This window comes from Pseudomonas sp. RA_105y_Pfl2_P56, assembly GCF_963970845.1.
Lineage (GTDB): Bacteria > Pseudomonadota > Gammaproteobacteria > Pseudomonadales > Pseudomonadaceae > Aquipseudomonas > Aquipseudomonas baetica_A.
Map to the genome: position 1 here is coordinate 127,439 of NZ_CAXAPL010000006.1, position 15,894 is coordinate 143,332.

At 60.3% G+C, this 15,894-nt stretch carries 14 protein-coding genes; 11 read left to right on the forward strand and 3 right to left on the reverse strand.

Features of this window, described 5'->3' with window-relative positions; all coding sequences use genetic code 11:
- Positions 1-14: 14 nt before the first annotated feature.
- The gene (aspA, locus tag AACY11_RS06565) at positions 15-1,439 is read right to left on the reverse strand and encodes an aspartate ammonia-lyase (protein ID WP_221731897.1); all 1,425 of its coding nucleotides are present in this window, start codon (positions 1,437-1,439) and stop codon (positions 15-17) included.
- Between the two features lie 180 nt (positions 1,440-1,619).
- Here aspA and AACY11_RS06570 point away from each other — a divergent pair, with 180 nt between their 5' ends.
- The 5 genes from AACY11_RS06570 (at position 1,620) to AACY11_RS06590 (ending at position 5,339) form a co-directional block, all read left to right on the forward strand.
- A complete protein-coding gene (locus tag AACY11_RS06570; RefSeq protein WP_339494182.1) occupies positions 1,620-2,528 on the forward strand; it encodes a LysR substrate-binding domain-containing protein in 909 nt (302 codons plus the stop codon).
- 248 nt (positions 2,529-2,776) lie between these two features.
- Entirely contained in the window at positions 2,777-3,268 is a 492-nt protein-coding gene (gene purE / locus AACY11_RS06575; RefSeq protein ID WP_007920220.1) for a 5-(carboxyamino)imidazole ribonucleotide mutase, read from the forward strand.
- Between the two features lie 10 nt (positions 3,269-3,278).
- Positions 3,279-4,361, forward strand: a complete 1,083-nt coding sequence (locus tag AACY11_RS06580) for a 5-(carboxyamino)imidazole ribonucleotide synthase (protein WP_221731899.1) — start codon at positions 3,279-3,281, stop codon at positions 4,359-4,361.
- 109 nt (positions 4,362-4,470) lie between these two features.
- Positions 4,471-4,716 carry a GlsB/YeaQ/YmgE family stress response membrane protein gene (locus tag AACY11_RS06585; protein ID WP_217829170.1) on the forward strand — a complete coding sequence of 82 codons (246 nt, stop codon included), beginning with the start codon at positions 4,471-4,473 and terminating at the stop codon, positions 4,714-4,716.
- A gap of 86 nt (positions 4,717-4,802) precedes the next feature.
- Complete coding sequence (locus AACY11_RS06590) at positions 4,803-5,339, forward strand: DUF3299 domain-containing protein (RefSeq protein WP_221731900.1); 537 nt, start codon at positions 4,803-4,805, stop codon at positions 5,337-5,339.
- Positions 5,340-5,450: 111 nt separating this feature from the next.
- On the opposite strand, the gene AACY11_RS06595 is transcribed toward AACY11_RS06590, so the two are convergent.
- Both AACY11_RS06595 and AACY11_RS06600 read right to left on the reverse strand, forming a co-directional pair.
- Complete coding sequence (locus AACY11_RS06595) at positions 5,451-6,350, reverse strand: D-hexose-6-phosphate mutarotase (protein ID WP_339431510.1); 900 nt, start codon at positions 6,348-6,350, stop codon at positions 5,451-5,453.
- Positions 6,351-6,407: 57 nt separating this feature from the next.
- Positions 6,408-6,812, reverse strand: a complete 405-nt coding sequence (locus tag AACY11_RS06600) for an acyl-CoA thioesterase (protein ID WP_003229628.1) — start codon at positions 6,810-6,812, stop codon at positions 6,408-6,410.
- Between the two features lie 378 nt (positions 6,813-7,190).
- On the opposite strand from AACY11_RS06600, the gene AACY11_RS06605 reads away from it, so the two are divergent.
- The 6 genes from AACY11_RS06605 (at position 7,191) to phoU (ending at position 15,762) form a co-directional block, all read left to right on the forward strand.
- A complete protein-coding gene (locus tag AACY11_RS06605; protein ID WP_339431511.1) occupies positions 7,191-8,489 on the forward strand; it encodes an MFS transporter in 1,299 nt (432 codons plus the stop codon).
- 240 nt (positions 8,490-8,729) lie between these two features.
- Positions 8,730-9,731, forward strand: coding sequence for a phosphate ABC transporter substrate-binding protein PstS (locus tag AACY11_RS06610; protein ID WP_221731903.1), 1,002 nt, complete (start codon positions 8,730-8,732; stop codon positions 9,729-9,731).
- 174 nt (positions 9,732-9,905) lie between these two features.
- Positions 9,906-12,191 (forward strand): ABC transporter permease subunit, encoded by a 2,286-nt coding sequence (locus AACY11_RS06615; protein ID WP_339465172.1) that lies wholly within the window; start codon positions 9,906-9,908, stop codon positions 12,189-12,191.
- 16 nt (positions 12,192-12,207) lie between these two features.
- Positions 12,208-13,878 carry a phosphate ABC transporter permease PstA gene (gene pstA, locus AACY11_RS06620; protein ID WP_339431512.1) on the forward strand — a complete coding sequence of 557 codons (1,671 nt, stop codon included), beginning with the start codon at positions 12,208-12,210 and terminating at the stop codon, positions 13,876-13,878.
- Between the two features lie 161 nt (positions 13,879-14,039).
- A complete protein-coding gene (pstB, locus tag AACY11_RS06625) occupies positions 14,040-14,873 on the forward strand; it encodes a phosphate ABC transporter ATP-binding protein PstB (RefSeq protein ID WP_221731906.1) in 834 nt (277 codons plus the stop codon).
- 127 nt (positions 14,874-15,000) lie between these two features.
- Positions 15,001-15,762 carry a phosphate signaling complex protein PhoU gene (phoU, locus tag AACY11_RS06630; protein WP_221731907.1) on the forward strand — a complete coding sequence of 254 codons (762 nt, stop codon included), beginning with the start codon at positions 15,001-15,003 and terminating at the stop codon, positions 15,760-15,762.
- Positions 15,763-15,894: the final 132 nt, after the last annotated feature.

Here is a 15,894-nt window from a genome sequence, read left to right on the forward strand (position 1 = left end):
AACAACCTGTTGGTTCAGCCCTTCAGCGGAACCAGACGTGGAGCAATCATGTTTTCCGGGCGCAGGATGTCGGCGAGCATGGCTTCGTCGAGCAGACCTTCCTCGCGCACCAGTTCCAGCACGCCGCGGCCGCTTTCAAGGGCGATACGGGCAATGCGGGTGGCGTTTTTGTAGCCGATGTACGGGTTCAGTGCGGTGACCAGACCGATCGAGTGTTCGACCAGTTCGCGGCAGCGCGCTTCGTTGGCGGTGATGCCGACGATGCAGTGCTCGCGGAGCATGTCCATGGCGCGCTGCAGCAGGCGGATCGAGTCGAGGATCTTGAAAGCGATCAGCGGCTCCATCACGTTCAGTTGCAGTTGGCCGCCTTCGGCTGCCATGGTCAGCGCCAAGTCGTTACCGATGACCTGGAAAGCAACCTGGTTAACGGCTTCCGGAATCACCGGGTTGACCTTGCCGGGCATGATCGAACTGCCTGGCTGACGCGCCGGCAGGTTGATTTCATTGATGCCGGTACGCGGGCCGCTGGACAGCAGGCGCAGGTCGTTGCAGATCTTCGACAGCTTGACCGCGGTACGCTTGAGCATGCCGGAGAACAGCACGAAGGCGCCCATGTCGGAGGTGGCTTCGATCAGGTCGGCGGCGGGCACCAGCGGTTGACCGCTGATCAGCGCCAGACGCTGGACAGCCAGGGCCTGATAGCGTGGGTCGGCGTTGATGCCGGTACCAATGGCGGTACCGCCCAGGTTCACTTCAGTCAGCAGTTCCGGGGCCAGCGTCTTCAGACGGGCCAGGTCTTCGCCCATGGTGGTGGCGAAGGCACGGAATTCCTGGCCGAGGGTCATCGGCACGGCGTCTTGCAGTTGGGTGCGGCCCATTTTCAGGACGTGGTTGAATTCTTCACCCTTGGCTGCGAATGCCTTGATCAGGCTGTCGAGGCTGGCCAGCAGCGAGTCGTGGCCCAGCAGCAGACCCAGACGGATCGCGGTCGGGTAGGCGTCGTTGGTCGACTGCGCCATGTTCACGTCATCGTTGGGGTGCAGGTACTGGTACTCGCCTTTCTGGTGACCCATTGCTTCGAGCGCAATGTTGGCGATCACTTCGTTGGCGTTCATGTTGGTGGAAGTGCCGGCGCCACCTTGAATCATGTCGACCACGAACTCTTCGTGGAAATCACCGCGGATCAATCGGGCACAGGCTTCGCTGATGGCAGCGTGCTTGGCTTCGCTCAGATGACCCAGTTCACGGTTGGCGTCAGCGGCGGCCTGTTTGACCATCGCCAGACCGACAACCAGTTTCGGGTAATGCGAAATCGGAACGCCCGAGAGGCGGAAGTTGTTCACCGCTCGCAGGGTCTGGATGCCGTAATACGCTTGAGCCGGTACTTCGAGGGCGCCAAGCAGGTCGTTTTCTGTGCGGAAAGATGCAGCGGAGGACATGATAGAAATCATCTCAATATGGACCCGGTCTGTGCCGGAACGCTGCGAATGCTAGGCTTGTGGGAAATTTTGGGCCAATGCTGTTCAGCACTGGCCTATGCACATTCGGCATAATGCCGGTGTGACGCCGCGTGCGCGGCAGACGTGTGACCTGTTTTGGTGCGTGTCCGGGAGGACGTGATGAATCTGGAAAGCAAATGGCTTGAGGACTTCAGTGCTCTGGCCGCCACCCGCAGCTTCTCGCAGGCCGCCGAGCGGCGCTTCGTGACCCAGCCGGCCTTCAGTCGACGGATCCGCAGCCTCGAGGCGGCGCTGGGGCTGACGTTGGTCAATCGCTCGCGCACGCCGGTCGAGCTGACAGCGGCGGGGCAGTTGTTTCTGGTGACCGCGCGTACCGTGGTTGAACAACTCGGCGAAGTGCTGCGCCATTTGCATCACCTGGAAGGCGGGCAGGGCGAGGTGATGCAGGTTGCTGCCGCTCACTCGCTGGCGTTGGGCTTCTTTCCGCGCTGGATCGCGCAGTTACGCAACGAAGGGCTGAACATTGCCACGCGGTTGGTGGCGACCAACGTCGGCGACGCTGTGCATGCGTTGCGTGAAGGGGGCTGCGATTTGATGCTGGCGTTCTACGACCCGGACGCGGCGATGCAGATGGACCCGGAAATCTTCCCGTCGCTGCATCTGGGCCAGACGGAGATGCTCCCGGTGTGCGCGGCGGATGCCAATGGCAAGCCGTTGTTCGATCTGGAAGGCGATGCCAGCGTACCGTTGCTCGCTTATAGCGCCGGGGCGTTTCTCGGGCGTTCGGTAAACGGCTTGTTGCGCCAGCGCCAACTACGTTTCACCACTATTTACGAAACGGCCATGGCCGACAGCCTGAAAAGCATGGCCCTGGAAGGTCTGGGAATCGCCTGGGTGCCGCAACTGAGCGTGCGGGCCGAACTGGCCCGGGGCGAGCTCGTCGTTTGCGGCGGTGCGCAGTGGCATGTACCGCTGGAGATTCGCCTGTATCGCTGCGCACTGGTGCGCAAGGCCAATGTGCGGTTGCTCTGGCGCAAGCTCGAAGGCGGCGCTGCACAAGCGTCCTGACTCACCGCCGATCCAATGGTGGGAGGGGGATTTGTGGTGTTGCGGCGCTGACCTTCAAGTCAATAAAAACGGGCCTTTGCGTCATTTGACAGATGGTCGCCCAGGGGGCTGTTTATTGGCTTCTTTGCGGTATACTGCGCGGCCTTCGGCCGGTACGTCCGGTCATTTTTCCTACAACAAGCCACGCATTCTGCGTGGCTTGTTGTTTTTGACGCGCCTGCGGGCGCCCAGAGAGAAGAGGCGCGACGATGAGTGCACTGGTTGGCGTGATCATGGGCTCCAAGTCCGATTGGTCCACCCTTAGCCACACCGCCGATATGCTGGAAAAGCTCGGCATCCCGTACGAGGTCAAAGTGGTCTCTGCCCACCGCACCCCGGATTTGCTGTTCCAGTACGCCGAAGAGGCTGAAAGCCGCGGCATCGAGGTGATTATCGCCGGTGCCGGTGGCGCAGCTCACTTGCCAGGCATGTGTGCGGCCAAGACCCACCTGCCGGTACTGGGCGTTCCGGTGCAGTCGGCCATGCTCTCGGGCGTCGATTCGCTGCTGTCGATCGTGCAGATGCCCGCCGGTATTCCGGTCGCCACTCTGGCCATCGGCAAAGCAGGCGCGATCAACGCGGCCCTGCTCTCGGCGAGCATCCTTGGCGCCAAGCATCCACAGTTCCACGCGGTACTGAAAACCTTCCGTGCCGAGCAGACAGACAGCGTCCTGGACAATCCAGACCCACGTATTGCCTGAGGTTGTTGAGATGAAGATCGGTGTAATCGGTGGCGGCCAGTTGGGTCGCATGTTGGCCCTGGCGGGGACTCCGCTGGGCATGAACTTCGCTTTTCTCGACCCTGCGCCGGACGCTTGCGCCGCGGCGTTGGGTGAACACCTGCGGGCCGATTACGGCGATCAGGATCATCTGCGCCAGTTGGCCGATGAAGTCGATCTGGTGACCTTCGAGTTCGAAAGCGTCCCGGCTGAAACCGTAGCGTTCCTCTCGCAATTCGTGCCGGTCTACCCGAGCGCTGAAGCCCTGCGCATTGCTCGCGACCGCTGGTTCGAGAAGAGCATGTTCAAGGATCTGGGGATTCCAACCCCAGCCTTCGCCGACATCCAATCGCAAGCCGATCTGGACGCCGCCGTCGCGTCCATCGGTCTGCCGGCCGTGCTGAAAACCCGCACGCTGGGTTACGACGGCAAGGGCCAGAAAGTCCTGCGCAAGCCTGAAGATGTGGTCGGCACTTTCGCCGAACTCGGTAGCGTCGCCTGTTTGCTGGAAGGCTTCGTGCCGTTCACCGGTGAAGTCTCGCTGATCGCCGTGCGCGCTCGCGATGGCGAAACCAGGTTCTACCCGTTGGTGCACAACACCCACGACAGCGGCATCCTCAAGCTGTCCGTTGCCAGCACCGATCACCCGTTGCAAGCGCTGGCCGAAGACTATTCCAGCCGCGTGCTCAAGCAACTGGATTACGTCGGCGTGATGGCGTTCGAGTTCTTTGAAGTCGACGGTGGCCTGAAGGCCAACGAAATCGCCCCGCGCGTGCACAACTCCGGGCACTGGACCACCGAAGGCGCCGAGTGCAGCCAGTTCGAAAACCACCTGCGCGCCGTTGCCGGCCTGCCGCTGGGGTCGACCGCTAAAGTCGGCGAGAGCGCGATGCTCAACTTCATCGGTGTCGTACCGCCGGTGGAGAAAGTCATCGCCATCGAAGATTGCCACCTGCATCACTACGGCAAAGCGTTCAAGGCTGGGCGCAAGGTCGGTCACGCCAACCTGCGATGCGCCGACATGGCCACGCTCCAGGCACAGATCGTCAAGGTCCAAGCGCTGATCGCCGAGTAAAACAGTTTCATGTGGCAGCGGCGGAACCATTCAGGGGCCGCCGTTCTCTCATGGCAGGATGCGCAAGTCTGACTAGGCTTCGCATATTGACCATCAAGAGGGAAGTGCCATGGGAATTATCGGAACCATCTTTATCGGCTTGATCGTCGGCCTGCTGGCGCGGTTCCTGAAACCGGGCGATGACAGCATGGGCTGGATCATGACCATCCTGCTCGGTATCGGCGGTTCGCTGGCAGCCACCTACGGCGGCCAGGCTTTGGGCATCTATCAGGCAGGTCAGGGCGCAGGGTTCTTCGGCGCGCTGGTCGGCGCGATCGTGTTGCTGGTGATCTACGGCCTGATCAAAAAGAACTGATCCAGGCGACAAAGCCCTCTCTGCCAAACCGGCAGGGAGGGCTAGAATGCTCGGCGATTCATTCCTTTCTTTTTCCGAGCACCTTCATGCGCCGTCTTCTGTTGACTCTCCTTTTCCTGGGCAGTGGTTTGGCCCACGCCGGCGAACTGCCGGAAACCGACTGGCTGGAACTGATGCCCAAGTCGGATCAAAAGGCCCTTGAGGCCATGCCCGAAATCGACCATAACTCCCCCGAAGCCACTGGCACCTTCACCGAGAAGGGCGGCATGAAACAGGCCAAGGGTCTGCCGGCGGTGATGTATTCGACCAAGACTGTGGCGGCGATGAATGGCAAACACATCCGCATTGGCGGATACCCGGTGCCGCTTGAGTCCGACGCCAAGGGTCGCAGTACGCTGTTCTTCCTTGTGCCATATCCGGGCGCCTGCATCCATGTGCCGCCACCGCCGCCGAATCAACTGTTGCTGGTGCGCTACCCCAAAGGTCTGAAGCTCGATGACATCTATACGCCGCTGTGGGTGACCGGCACGCTGAAGATCGAGAAGGTCAGCAATGATCTGGCTGACGCCGCGTATGCGCTGGAAGCGGACAAGGTGCGGGTGGTGCAGGAGTCCGATCTCTAAGAGTTGGCGCAGAACCCAAGGTAGGGGCGGGCTTGCTCGCGAATGTGGTCTCTCAGTCACATTGATGTTGCCTGATACGACGCTTTCGCGAGCAAGCCTTTGCGCCAGGGTCTAGAGCGGTTTGCTGCCGACGCTGACGCCCATGGTGTGGCTCGCACCCGACGCTAAAGTCACCACGTCATCCATCACATTCGCGGTCTCGATGCACAGCATGCGCTGCCAGCCATCGTTATCCATATCGCTGAGCGCTGCCGCGCGGTCGATCCACGGGTTCCAGATTACCGCGGTGCGCGAACCCGTCGCGGTCAGCACGATACGCCGCTCCCACGTCGGGTCGATGATGCTTAGCTGTGGCGGGGCGTCGAGGTAGATGCGGTCGGTTTCGCCGGCAAAGTGCAGATCACCTTGCTGGGTGACGGTCTTCCAGTCATCCAGCGTCTCGATGTAATTCAGGCCATCGACACCGTCGACGTGCACATTGCGCACATCGCTGACGGCGAAGTACGTGTGCAGGGCCTGGCTGAGGCTGACGGTCTCGGCACCCCGGTTGTGGCTGGTCAGGCTGAAGTGCAATTGATCATCCAGGCGCAGGGTCAGGGTCAGATCCACTTCATGGGGCCAGCCCGGCAATCCGCCTTCGGGGCAGGGCAGCTTGAACTCGACCTTGAGGCCGTTGGCCTCGGCTTCGATACCGCCCAGCGCCCAATCCATCGCCCTTACCAAACCATGCGCCGGCGCCGGTTCGTCACTGATGCGCATGGCTTTTACGCTCTGCGGATTGCGTTCGAACTTGCCGAACCACGGCCAGCACACCGGCACACCTGCGCGGATGCTCTTGCCCGTCTTGAAGTCAGCCTTGTCGTTGAGCCAGATGATCGGCGGCTGGCCGTCGATCTGATAACTGAGGATGTGTGCGCCTTGCTGGGCCACCAGCACTTCGGCCTGACCGTGGCGAATGCGCCAGCAGTTCAGTTCATCCAGTTTCACGGCTTCAACGTTGGGCGGGTTCATGGGACAGCTCTCGATCAGAAACAGGGACAACTATCGACCGTAAAACGGCCGTGAGGTTTAGCGTGCGCGTGGAGGTACCGAACGGGTGCGACCGCTGCCGTCGATAGCGACGAAGACGAACACCGCTTCGGTGACTTTACGCCATTCGCTGGACAGCGGATCGTCGCTCCACACTTCGACCATCATCTGGATCGAGCTGCGGCCGATTTCCAGGGTCTGTGTATAAAAGGACAATTGCGCGCCAACGGCCACTGGCACCAGGAACGCCATGCGATCAATGGCGACGGTCGCGACGCGGCCTCCGGCCACACGGCTGGCCATTGCGGTGCCGGCCAGGTCCATTTGCGCGACCAGCCAGCCGCCGAAAATATCGCCAAAGCCATTGGTTTCACGCGGTAGCGCGGTGATTTGCAGGGCCAGATCGCCCTGCGGGATCGGATCTTCTTGTTCGAGCTCTATCATGCCGAGGGGCCTCTGACCCGTGACTCTTTGTGGGTATTGCGGGTGGTAGCCGTCTTCAGGAAAAACGATTCAGCACCGAACATATTGCGTTCGTCACGTTTTCCATCAGGCAACTAAAAGGGAAACTCTGCGAAATCGGCTGCTCCCAGGCAAAGGGCGGACCAACGACGTTTTCGCACAGCAACCCCCTACAAACCGGAGCAAGGTTGCGAGTATATCGGTCGGTAGACTCCGCGACGACCATCCGGTTCTGATTTTGACCGCCAAATACGCACCTCTATGTGCTTTTTCGAACAATTTGCTATGGTGCCGAACCTGCTCAAGCCACAGCCAGCGTTGTTGTGGCGGTAGATCCGCCTAATAAGAGAAGCCCTTGCCATGACCACAGCGCCTTCGAGCCTCGCGCAGTCCGAGCAACCCGCACGACCGTTGACCCGCAATGATTACAAGACTCTGTCGCTGTCTGCCCTGGGGGGCGCGCTGGAGTTCTACGATTTCATCATCTTCGTTTTCTTTGCCACCGTGGTCGGCAAACTGTTCTTCCCCGCCGACATGCCAGAGTGGCTGCGCCTGATGCAGACCTTCGGCATCTTCGCCGCCGGCTACCTGGCGCGGCCGTTGGGCGGCATCGTCATGGCGCATTTCGGCGATCTGTTGGGTCGCAAGAAGATGTTCACCCTGAGCATATTCATGATGGCTGTGCCGACCCTGATCATGGGCCTCCTGCCAACCTACGCGCAAATCGGATTGTGGGCGCCGATCCTGTTGCTGCTGATGCGCGTGATTCAAGGCGCGGCGATTGGCGGTGAGGTGCCTGGGGCGTGGGTCTTCGTTTCCGAACACGTGCCGCAAAAGCACATCGGCTATGCCTGCGGCACCCTGACCAGCGGCTTGACCGCCGGCATCCTGCTCGGTTCGCTGGTCGCCACCGCGATCAACAGCCTTTATACGCCCGTGGAAGTCGCGGATTACGCCTGGCGGATTCCGTTCCTGCTCGGTGGCGTGTTCGGCCTGTTCTCGGTTTACCTGCGCCGCTGGCTGCACGAGACCCCGGTGTTCGCCGAGCTGCAACTGCGCAAGGCGCTGGCCGAAGAAGTGCCGTTGCGTGCGGTGCTGCGTGATCATCGCGGGGCGATTGCAATCTCGATGCTGCTGACCTGGCTGTTGTCCGCCGGGGTCGTCGTGGTGATCCTGATGACCCCGACCGTACTGCAAACGGTCTATCACTTCTCGCCGACCACAGCGTTGCAATCGAACAGCCTGGCCATCGTGTTCCTGAGCATCGGTTGCATCATTTCCGGCGCCCTGGCGGATCGTTTTGGCGCCGGCCGTGTGTTTGTCTTCGGTTGCCTGGGCTTGTTGGTCAGCTCCTGGACCTTCTATCACAGCCTCGCGGATCACCCTGACTGGTTGTTCCCGCTGTACGCGTTGACCGGATTGCTGGTCGGCACCATCGGTGCGGTGCCCTATGTGATGGTCAAAGCGTTCCCGCCGGCGGTGCGCTTCAGTGGCCTGTCGTTCTCGTACAACGTGGCGTACGCGATCTTCGGTGGTCTGACGCCGATGGTGGTCAGCCTGCTGCTGAAAGAAAGCGCGATGGGCCCGGCTTATTATGTGGTGGTGCTCTGCGCGGTGGGGATTGTGGTGGGCGCGTGGCTCTGGAAGAAGGGCCGCTGATCCCGACACCTCATCGATTGTTCTGACGCCTTCGCGAGCAAGTCGCACCGCCGCTCCCACATTTGGAATGCATTTCAACGTGTGGGGGCGGGCTTGCTCGCCAAGGGGGCGCCGCGAATCACTCACTAAAAAACCAATGCTGGCCTTTCATCCAATTGTCATATTTCAGCCATAGAGTGTTCACACGGCCTGCTGATACTTGGCCCCGACTTAACACCCCCTATCTGCTAGGAGTAAGGCATGAAACTGAAGCGTTTGATGGCGGCAATGACTTTTGTCGCTGCTGGCGTAGCGACTGCCCACGCGGTAGCCGCTGGCGTTGACCCGGCAATTCCGGCGTACAGCAAAGTCACCGGTGTCTCGGGCAACCTGTCCAGCGTTGGCTCCGATACCCTGGCTAACCTCATGACCCTCTGGGCTGAGAACTACAAAAAAGAATACCCGAACGTCAACATCCAGATTCAGGCTGCCGGTTCCGCTACAGCGCCACCTGCGCTGACTGAAGGGACTTCGAACCTGGGCCCTATGAGCCGCAAGATGAAGGACACCGAACTGGCTGCCTTCGAGCAGAAGTACGGCTACAAGCCAACCGCTATCCCGGTTGCTGTGGATGCCCTGGCGGTCTTCGTTCACAAGGACAACCCGATCCAGCACCTGACCATGGAACAGGTTGACGCGATCTTCTCGTCTACCCGTCTGTGCGGCGCCAAAGCCGACGTCAAAACCTGGGGCGACCTGGGCGTGACCGGCGACCTGGCCAACAAGCCAGTGCAACTGTTCGGTCGTAACTCGGTATCCGGCACCTACGGCTACTTCAAAGAAGAAGCCCTGTGCAAAGGCGACTACAAGCCAAACGTCAACGAACAACCAGGCTCGGCTTCGGTCGTGCAGTCGATCAGCTCCTCGCTGAACGGCATCGGTTACTCGGGCATCGGCTACAAAACCGCTAGCGTGAAAACCGTAGCCCTGGCCAAGAAAGGCAGCACTGACTTCATCGAAGACAGTGAAGAAAACGCCCTGAACGGCAAGTATCCGCTGTCGCGTTTCCTCTACGTTTACGTCAACAAAGCCCCGAACAAGCCTTTGGCCCCGCTGGAAGCTGAGTTCGTGAAACTGGTGCTGTCCAAACAAGGCCAGGAAGTGGTTGTGAAAGACGGTTACATCCCGCTGCCGGCCAAGGTTGCTGCAAAAGCACTGGCTGACCTGGGTCTGCAAGAAGGCGGCGCTGTCGCCAAGAAGTAACAAATTGAGCCCGGGGTGAACCCCACCGGGCTCAAGTGAAAGGCCGGATCTGCCCGCAGACCGGCCTTTTACACACCTCAAATTTTCGATCCGCCTCCAGTACCCGCTGGGGGTGGATTTGGTGCGTCACTGCATTGTCATCTTTCTGTCATACAGGATCGCTAGGGTGAGCGCATGAATGATCTGGCCAACTCCACAATGACTACGACTTCCCCTCCCAAGCGCATTGATTTCAATACGCCTGAGCTGCAACGCAAGCGCCGTATTCGCGCGCTCAAGGATCGCCTCACTCGCTGGTACGTCCTGATTGGCGGCCTGGCAGTGCTGGCGGCCATCACGCTGATTTTCTTCTTCCTCGCCTATGTGGTTGCCCCGCTGTTCAAGGGTGCCGACCTGACCGCGAAAGATGCAATCACCCCAGCCTGGATGCAGGACGCTGGCAAGCCACTGATGATTTCGCTCGAAGAGCAGAATAAGGTGGCCATGCGCGTTTCCGACAAAGGTCAGGCGCTGTTCTTCGATATCGACAGTGGCGCTGAGTTGAAGCGTGTCGATCTGCCGGTGCCGGCAGGTGCAACGGTGACGTCCATCGCCAAAGACCAGCCAGGTCATCCGCTGGTCGCCGTGGGCCTGTCCAACGGCCAGGTGCTGGTGTTCCGCCACACCTATAAAGTCAGCTACCCCGATGGCAAGAAAACCATCACCCCAGCCATCGAATATCCCTATGGCGACACGCCGATCGCGCTGAACGAAAGCGGCGGTGCGCTGGAGCACGTCAGCCTCAATGCCTCCGATTCGACCTTGATGCTGGTCGGCTCCACCGGTTCGCAACTCAATGTGCTGTCGCTGACCAGCGAAGAAAACATGATGACCGGCGAAGTCACCAACGAGCAGAAGCGTATCGATCTGCCGCAGATGACTGAGCCGGTGAAAAACATTTTCGTCGACCCGCGCCAGCAGTGGCTGTACGTGGTCAACGGGCGTGCCCAGGCCGACGTGTTCAGCCTGCGCGACAAGAGTCTCAATGGTCGTTACAAACTGCTGGAAAACGGCGATGCGCAAGTGACTGCGACGGCCCAGTTGGTGGGCGGTATTTCGCTGATCGTCGGTGATTCCAATGGCGGTCTGGCCCAGTGGTTCATGGCCCGCGACACCGACGGTGAACTGCGCCTTAAGCAGATTCGCACCTTCCAGATGGGCACTGCACCGATCGTTGAAATCACCGCTGAAGAGCGTCGCAAGGGCTTTCTCGCCCTGGATGCCAGCGGCAAGCTCGGCGTGTTCCACAGCACCGCACACCGCACTCTGCTGGTCGATCAGGTGGTCGACGGCCAGGGCCTGTTCGGTCTGTCGCCTCGCGCCAACCGTGTGATGGTCGAAGCGGGCGGCAAGCTGCAACCGCTGCTGCTCGACAACCCGCACCCGGAGGTGTCCTGGAGCGCGTTGTGGAGCAAGGTCTGGTACGAAAACTACGACGAGCCTAAATACGTCTGGCAATCGACCGCCGCCAACACTGATTTCGAACCCAAGATGAGCCTGGCGCCACTGACCTTCGGTACGCTCAAGGCGGCGTTCTACGCCATGCTGCTGGCGGCACCGCTGGCCGTTGCTGCTGCGATCTACACCGCGTACTTCATGGCCCCGAGCTTGCGCCGCAAGGTCAAACCGGTGATCGAGCTGATGGAAGCGATGCCGACGGTGATCCTCGGTTTCTTCGCCGGTCTGTTTCTCGCCCCGTATGTGGAAGGGCATCTACCGGGCATCTTCAGCCTGCTGATGCTGCTACCGATCGGCATTCTGGTGGCCGGGTTCACCTTCAGCCGTCTGCCTGAAGCCATCCGCCTGAAAGTGCCGGACGGCTGGGAAAGTGCGCTGCTGATTCCGGTGATCCTGTTTGTGGGCTGGCTGTCGCTGTACATGAGCCCGTTCATGGAGAACTGGTTCTTTGGCGGTGACATGCGCATGTGGATCTCCCACGACCTGGGCATCACCTACGACCAGCGCAACGCACTGGTGGTCGGTCTGGCCATGGGGTTCGCGGTGATCCCGAACATTTACTCGATTGCTGAAGACGCCGTGTTCAGCGTGCCGCGCGGCTTGACCCTTGGCTCGCTGGCGCTGGGTGCCACACCGTGGCAGACCATGACCCGTGTAGTGATCCTCACCGCAAGCCCGGGCATTTTCTCGGCATTGATGATCGGCATGGGTCGTGCGGTCGGGGAAACCATGATCGTGCTGATGGCCACCGGTAACACCCCGGTCATGGAACTGAACCTGTTCGAAGGTCTGCGTACGCTGGCGGCCAACGTGGCAGTGGAAATGCCGGAGTCGGAAGTCGGCGGCAGCCACTACCGCGTGCTGTTCCTCTCGGCGCTGGTGCTGCTGTTGTTCACCTTCATCATGAACACCCTGGCAGAACTGATTCGTCAGCGTCTGCGCAAGAAATACTCGTCGCTTTAAGCAAAGGTAGAAGTCTGTGAAACAGAACTCCCTGAATGGATGGTTCAAGAGCGGCGCCCCTGGCGTCTGGATCAGCGGTGGCGCGGTGTCCATCGCGGTCATCATGACCATTGGCCTGCTGGCGGTGATTGCCGTGCGCGGTCTGGGTCACTTCTGGCCGGCGGATCTGATCCGTGCCAACTACGACGTGCCGGGCCAGGCCAATCACCTGGTCATCGGCGAAGTGGTGCAGAAAGAAGAAGTGCCGCGAGCCCGCCTCAAGAGCGCTGGTTTGCCGGTGCCTGACCAGGGCCCGGAGTTCATGACCCGTGAGCTGATCAAGGTCGGTAACCGTGATCTGAACGGCAACGACTTCACCTGGATCGTCGGCGAGTGGCTGACCAACCAGACGTCGCCGCCGGAGCTGATGGCGATCGAGCGTCGTGAGTGGGGCAATTTCTACGGCTACCTGGTCAACGTCAAACAGGACGGTAAGGTGATCGCTGAGGGCGAGGCTGCATGGCCTGAGCTGCAGGCGCGGATCGACCGCGTGAGCGGGCTTGCCAAGCAACTGAAGTCGCTGGAAAAGACTGACATCGGCGCGATCAACGCAGGGTTGGAGCGCATCCGTCTGCACGGCCGCAAACTGGAACTGGAAGGCAAACTCGACGCCACCGCACAAGCGGACATGGAATCCGAGCGCGCCGAACTTAACGCTCGTTATCAGGACGTTGAAGCACGCCTGTCCGATCTGCATGCCCAGTTCAACCGTGATGCCTTGACCGCTCGCGATGCCAACGGCAAAGAGATTGAAATCGGTCTGGGCAAAGTGGTTCATGCCTACCAGCCGAACGCGATGGGTACGTTCACCAAAATCCGCTTCTACTTCGCCAAGGTCTGGGAATTCCTGTCGGAAGACCCGCGTGAAGCGAACACCGAAGGCGGGATTTTCCCGGCGATTTTCGGCACCGTGATGATGACCCTGATCATGGCGATGATCGTGACCCCGTTCGGCGTGTTGGCGGCGGTGTACCTGCGTGAATACGCCAAGCAGAACGCCCTGACGCGGATCATCCGTATCGCGGTGAACAACCTCGCCGGCGTACCGGCGATCGTTTACGGCGTGTTTGGTCTGGGCTTCTTTGTTTATGTACTGGGTGGCTCGGTTGACCGCTTGTTCTTCCCCGAAGCGCTGCCGGCACCGACCTTCGGTACGCCGGGCCTGCTCTGGGCTTCGTTGACCCTGGCGCTGCTGGCAGTGCCGGTGGTGATCGTGGCGACCGAAGAAGGGCTGGCGCGGATTCCACGCACGGTGCGCGAAGGCTCGCTGGCGCTTGGCGCGACCAAGGCTGAAACCTTGTGGAAGATCGTCCTGCCAATGGCCAGCCCGGCCATGATGACCGGCATGATCCTCGCCGTGGCTCGCGCCGCTGGTGAAGTGGCGCCGCTGATGCTGGTGGGTGTGGTGAAACTGGCGCCGTCGCTGCCGGTGGACGGCAACTACCCGTACCTGCACCTGGATCAGAAGATCATGCACTTGGGCTTCCACATTTATGACGTCGGCTTCCAGAGCCCGAACGTCGAAGCGGCCCGCCCGCTGGTGTACGCCACGGCGCTGTTGCTGGTGTTGGTGATCGCCACGTTGAACCTGTCGGCGGTGTGGATTCGTAACCACCTGCGCGAAAAGTACAAAGCGTTGGACAGTTGATATTCCTGTGGGAGCGGGCTTGCTCGCGAAAGCGGTGGGTCAGGCGACATTGATGTTGAATGTGCCGACCTCTTCGCGAGCAAGCACGCTGCCACCCAAGATTGAGTACAGCCGCACCCAGCGGCTAACCGAACCGAATTTGTTAGCACAGGGAGCCTCCCATGCAGCACGAAACACATACCCACGGCATCAACATGTCTGCCCTGGGCCGCGACAAGCAGAGCCTGAGCCTCGAGCAGGAAACCGTTGCCATCGAAGTGCCGGGCCTGAGCCTGTACTACGGCGACAAACAAGCATTGTTCGACGTCAGCATGAACATCCCGAAACAGCGCGTGACGGCCTTCATCGGCCCGTCCGGCTGTGGCAAGTCGACGTTGCTGCGTACCTTCAATCGCATGAACGACCTGGTTGACGGTTGCCGCGTAGAAGGCGCGATCAACCTGTACGGCAACAACATCTATCGCAAGGGCGAAGACGTTGCCGAACTGCGTCGTCGCGTCGGCATGGTGTTCCAGAAGCCGAACCCGTTCCCGAAAACCATCTATGAAAACGTGGTTTACGGCCTGCGCATTCAAGGGATCAACAAGAAGCGCATCCTCGACGAAGCCGTTGAGTGGGCGTTGAAAGGCGCGGCGCTGTGGGACGAAGTCAAAGACCGTCTGCACGAATCGGCACTGGGCCTGTCCGGTGGTCAGCAGCAGCGTCTGGTGATTGCCCGCACCATCGCGGTTGAGCCCGAAGTACTGCTGCTCGACGAACCGTGCTCGGCTCTGGATCCGATCTCGACCCTCAAAGTCGAAGAGCTGATCTACGAATTGAAATCCAAATTCACCATCGTCATCGTGACCCACAACATGCAGCAGGCGGCGCGGGTGTCCGACTACACGGCCTTCATGTACATGGGCAAACTGGTGGAATTCGGCGACACCGATACGCTGTTCACCAACCCGGCGAAGAAGCAGACCGAAGACTACATTACCGGTCGTTATGGTTGATTGAGGCAGCTGCGAGCCGCGAGCCGCGAGCTTCAAGCGGCAAGCGAGAGCGGTTCGAGTACGACACAAATCAGCTTGCAGCTTGTAGCTTGCAGCTCTTGGTAAAAGCTTTTGCGGAGCGAACACAATGATTTCTAAGGAAGGCCTCACTCATCACATTTCCGCGCAGTTCAACGCTGAACTGGAGGAAGTGCGCAGCCACCTCCTGGCCATGGGCGGACTGGTCGAGAAACAGGTCAACGACGCCGTCACGGCGCTGATCGAAGCCGACTCCGGCCTGGCCCAGCAGGTGCGTGAAATCGACGATCAGATCAACCAGATGGAGCGCAACATCGACGAAGAATGCCTGCGCATTCTGGCCCGTCGTCAGCCAGCGGCCTCCGACCTGCGTCTGATCATCAGCATCTCCAAGTCGGTGATCGACCTGGAGCGCATCGGCGACGAGGCCACCAAGATTGCCCGCCGCGCCATCCAGCTGTGCGAAGAGGGCGAGGCGCCGCGCGGTTACGTCGAGGTACGCCACATCGGTGACCAGGTGCGCAACATGGTGCGTGATGCCCTGGATGCGTTTGCTCGTTTCGACGCCGATCTGGCGTTGTCGGTGGCGCAGTACGACAAAGTCATCGACCGCGAATACAAAACGGCACTGCGCGAACTGGCAACCTACATGATGGAAGACCCACGCTCTATCTCGCGGGTCTTGAGCATCATCTGGGTGCTGCGTTCGCTGGAGCGTATCGGTGACCACGCGCGCAACATCTCGGAACTGGTGATCTATCTGGTGCGCGGCACCGACGTTCGCCACATGGGCCTCAAGCGCATGAAGGAAGAAGTTCAGGGCACAAGCGGCGAAACCGCTAATGTTCCGGGCGTTGCTGACGATAAGTAAGATTGCCTGAGAAAAGCGCCCGGCCCTTTGGCCGGGCGTTTTTATTTAGGGGTTCGGATAAAAAAGCAGCACCCGCGAACGAAAAGTCCCGGCGTGACTGAAGAGTTTTGGCAATGTGCCATCAGCCAGCGT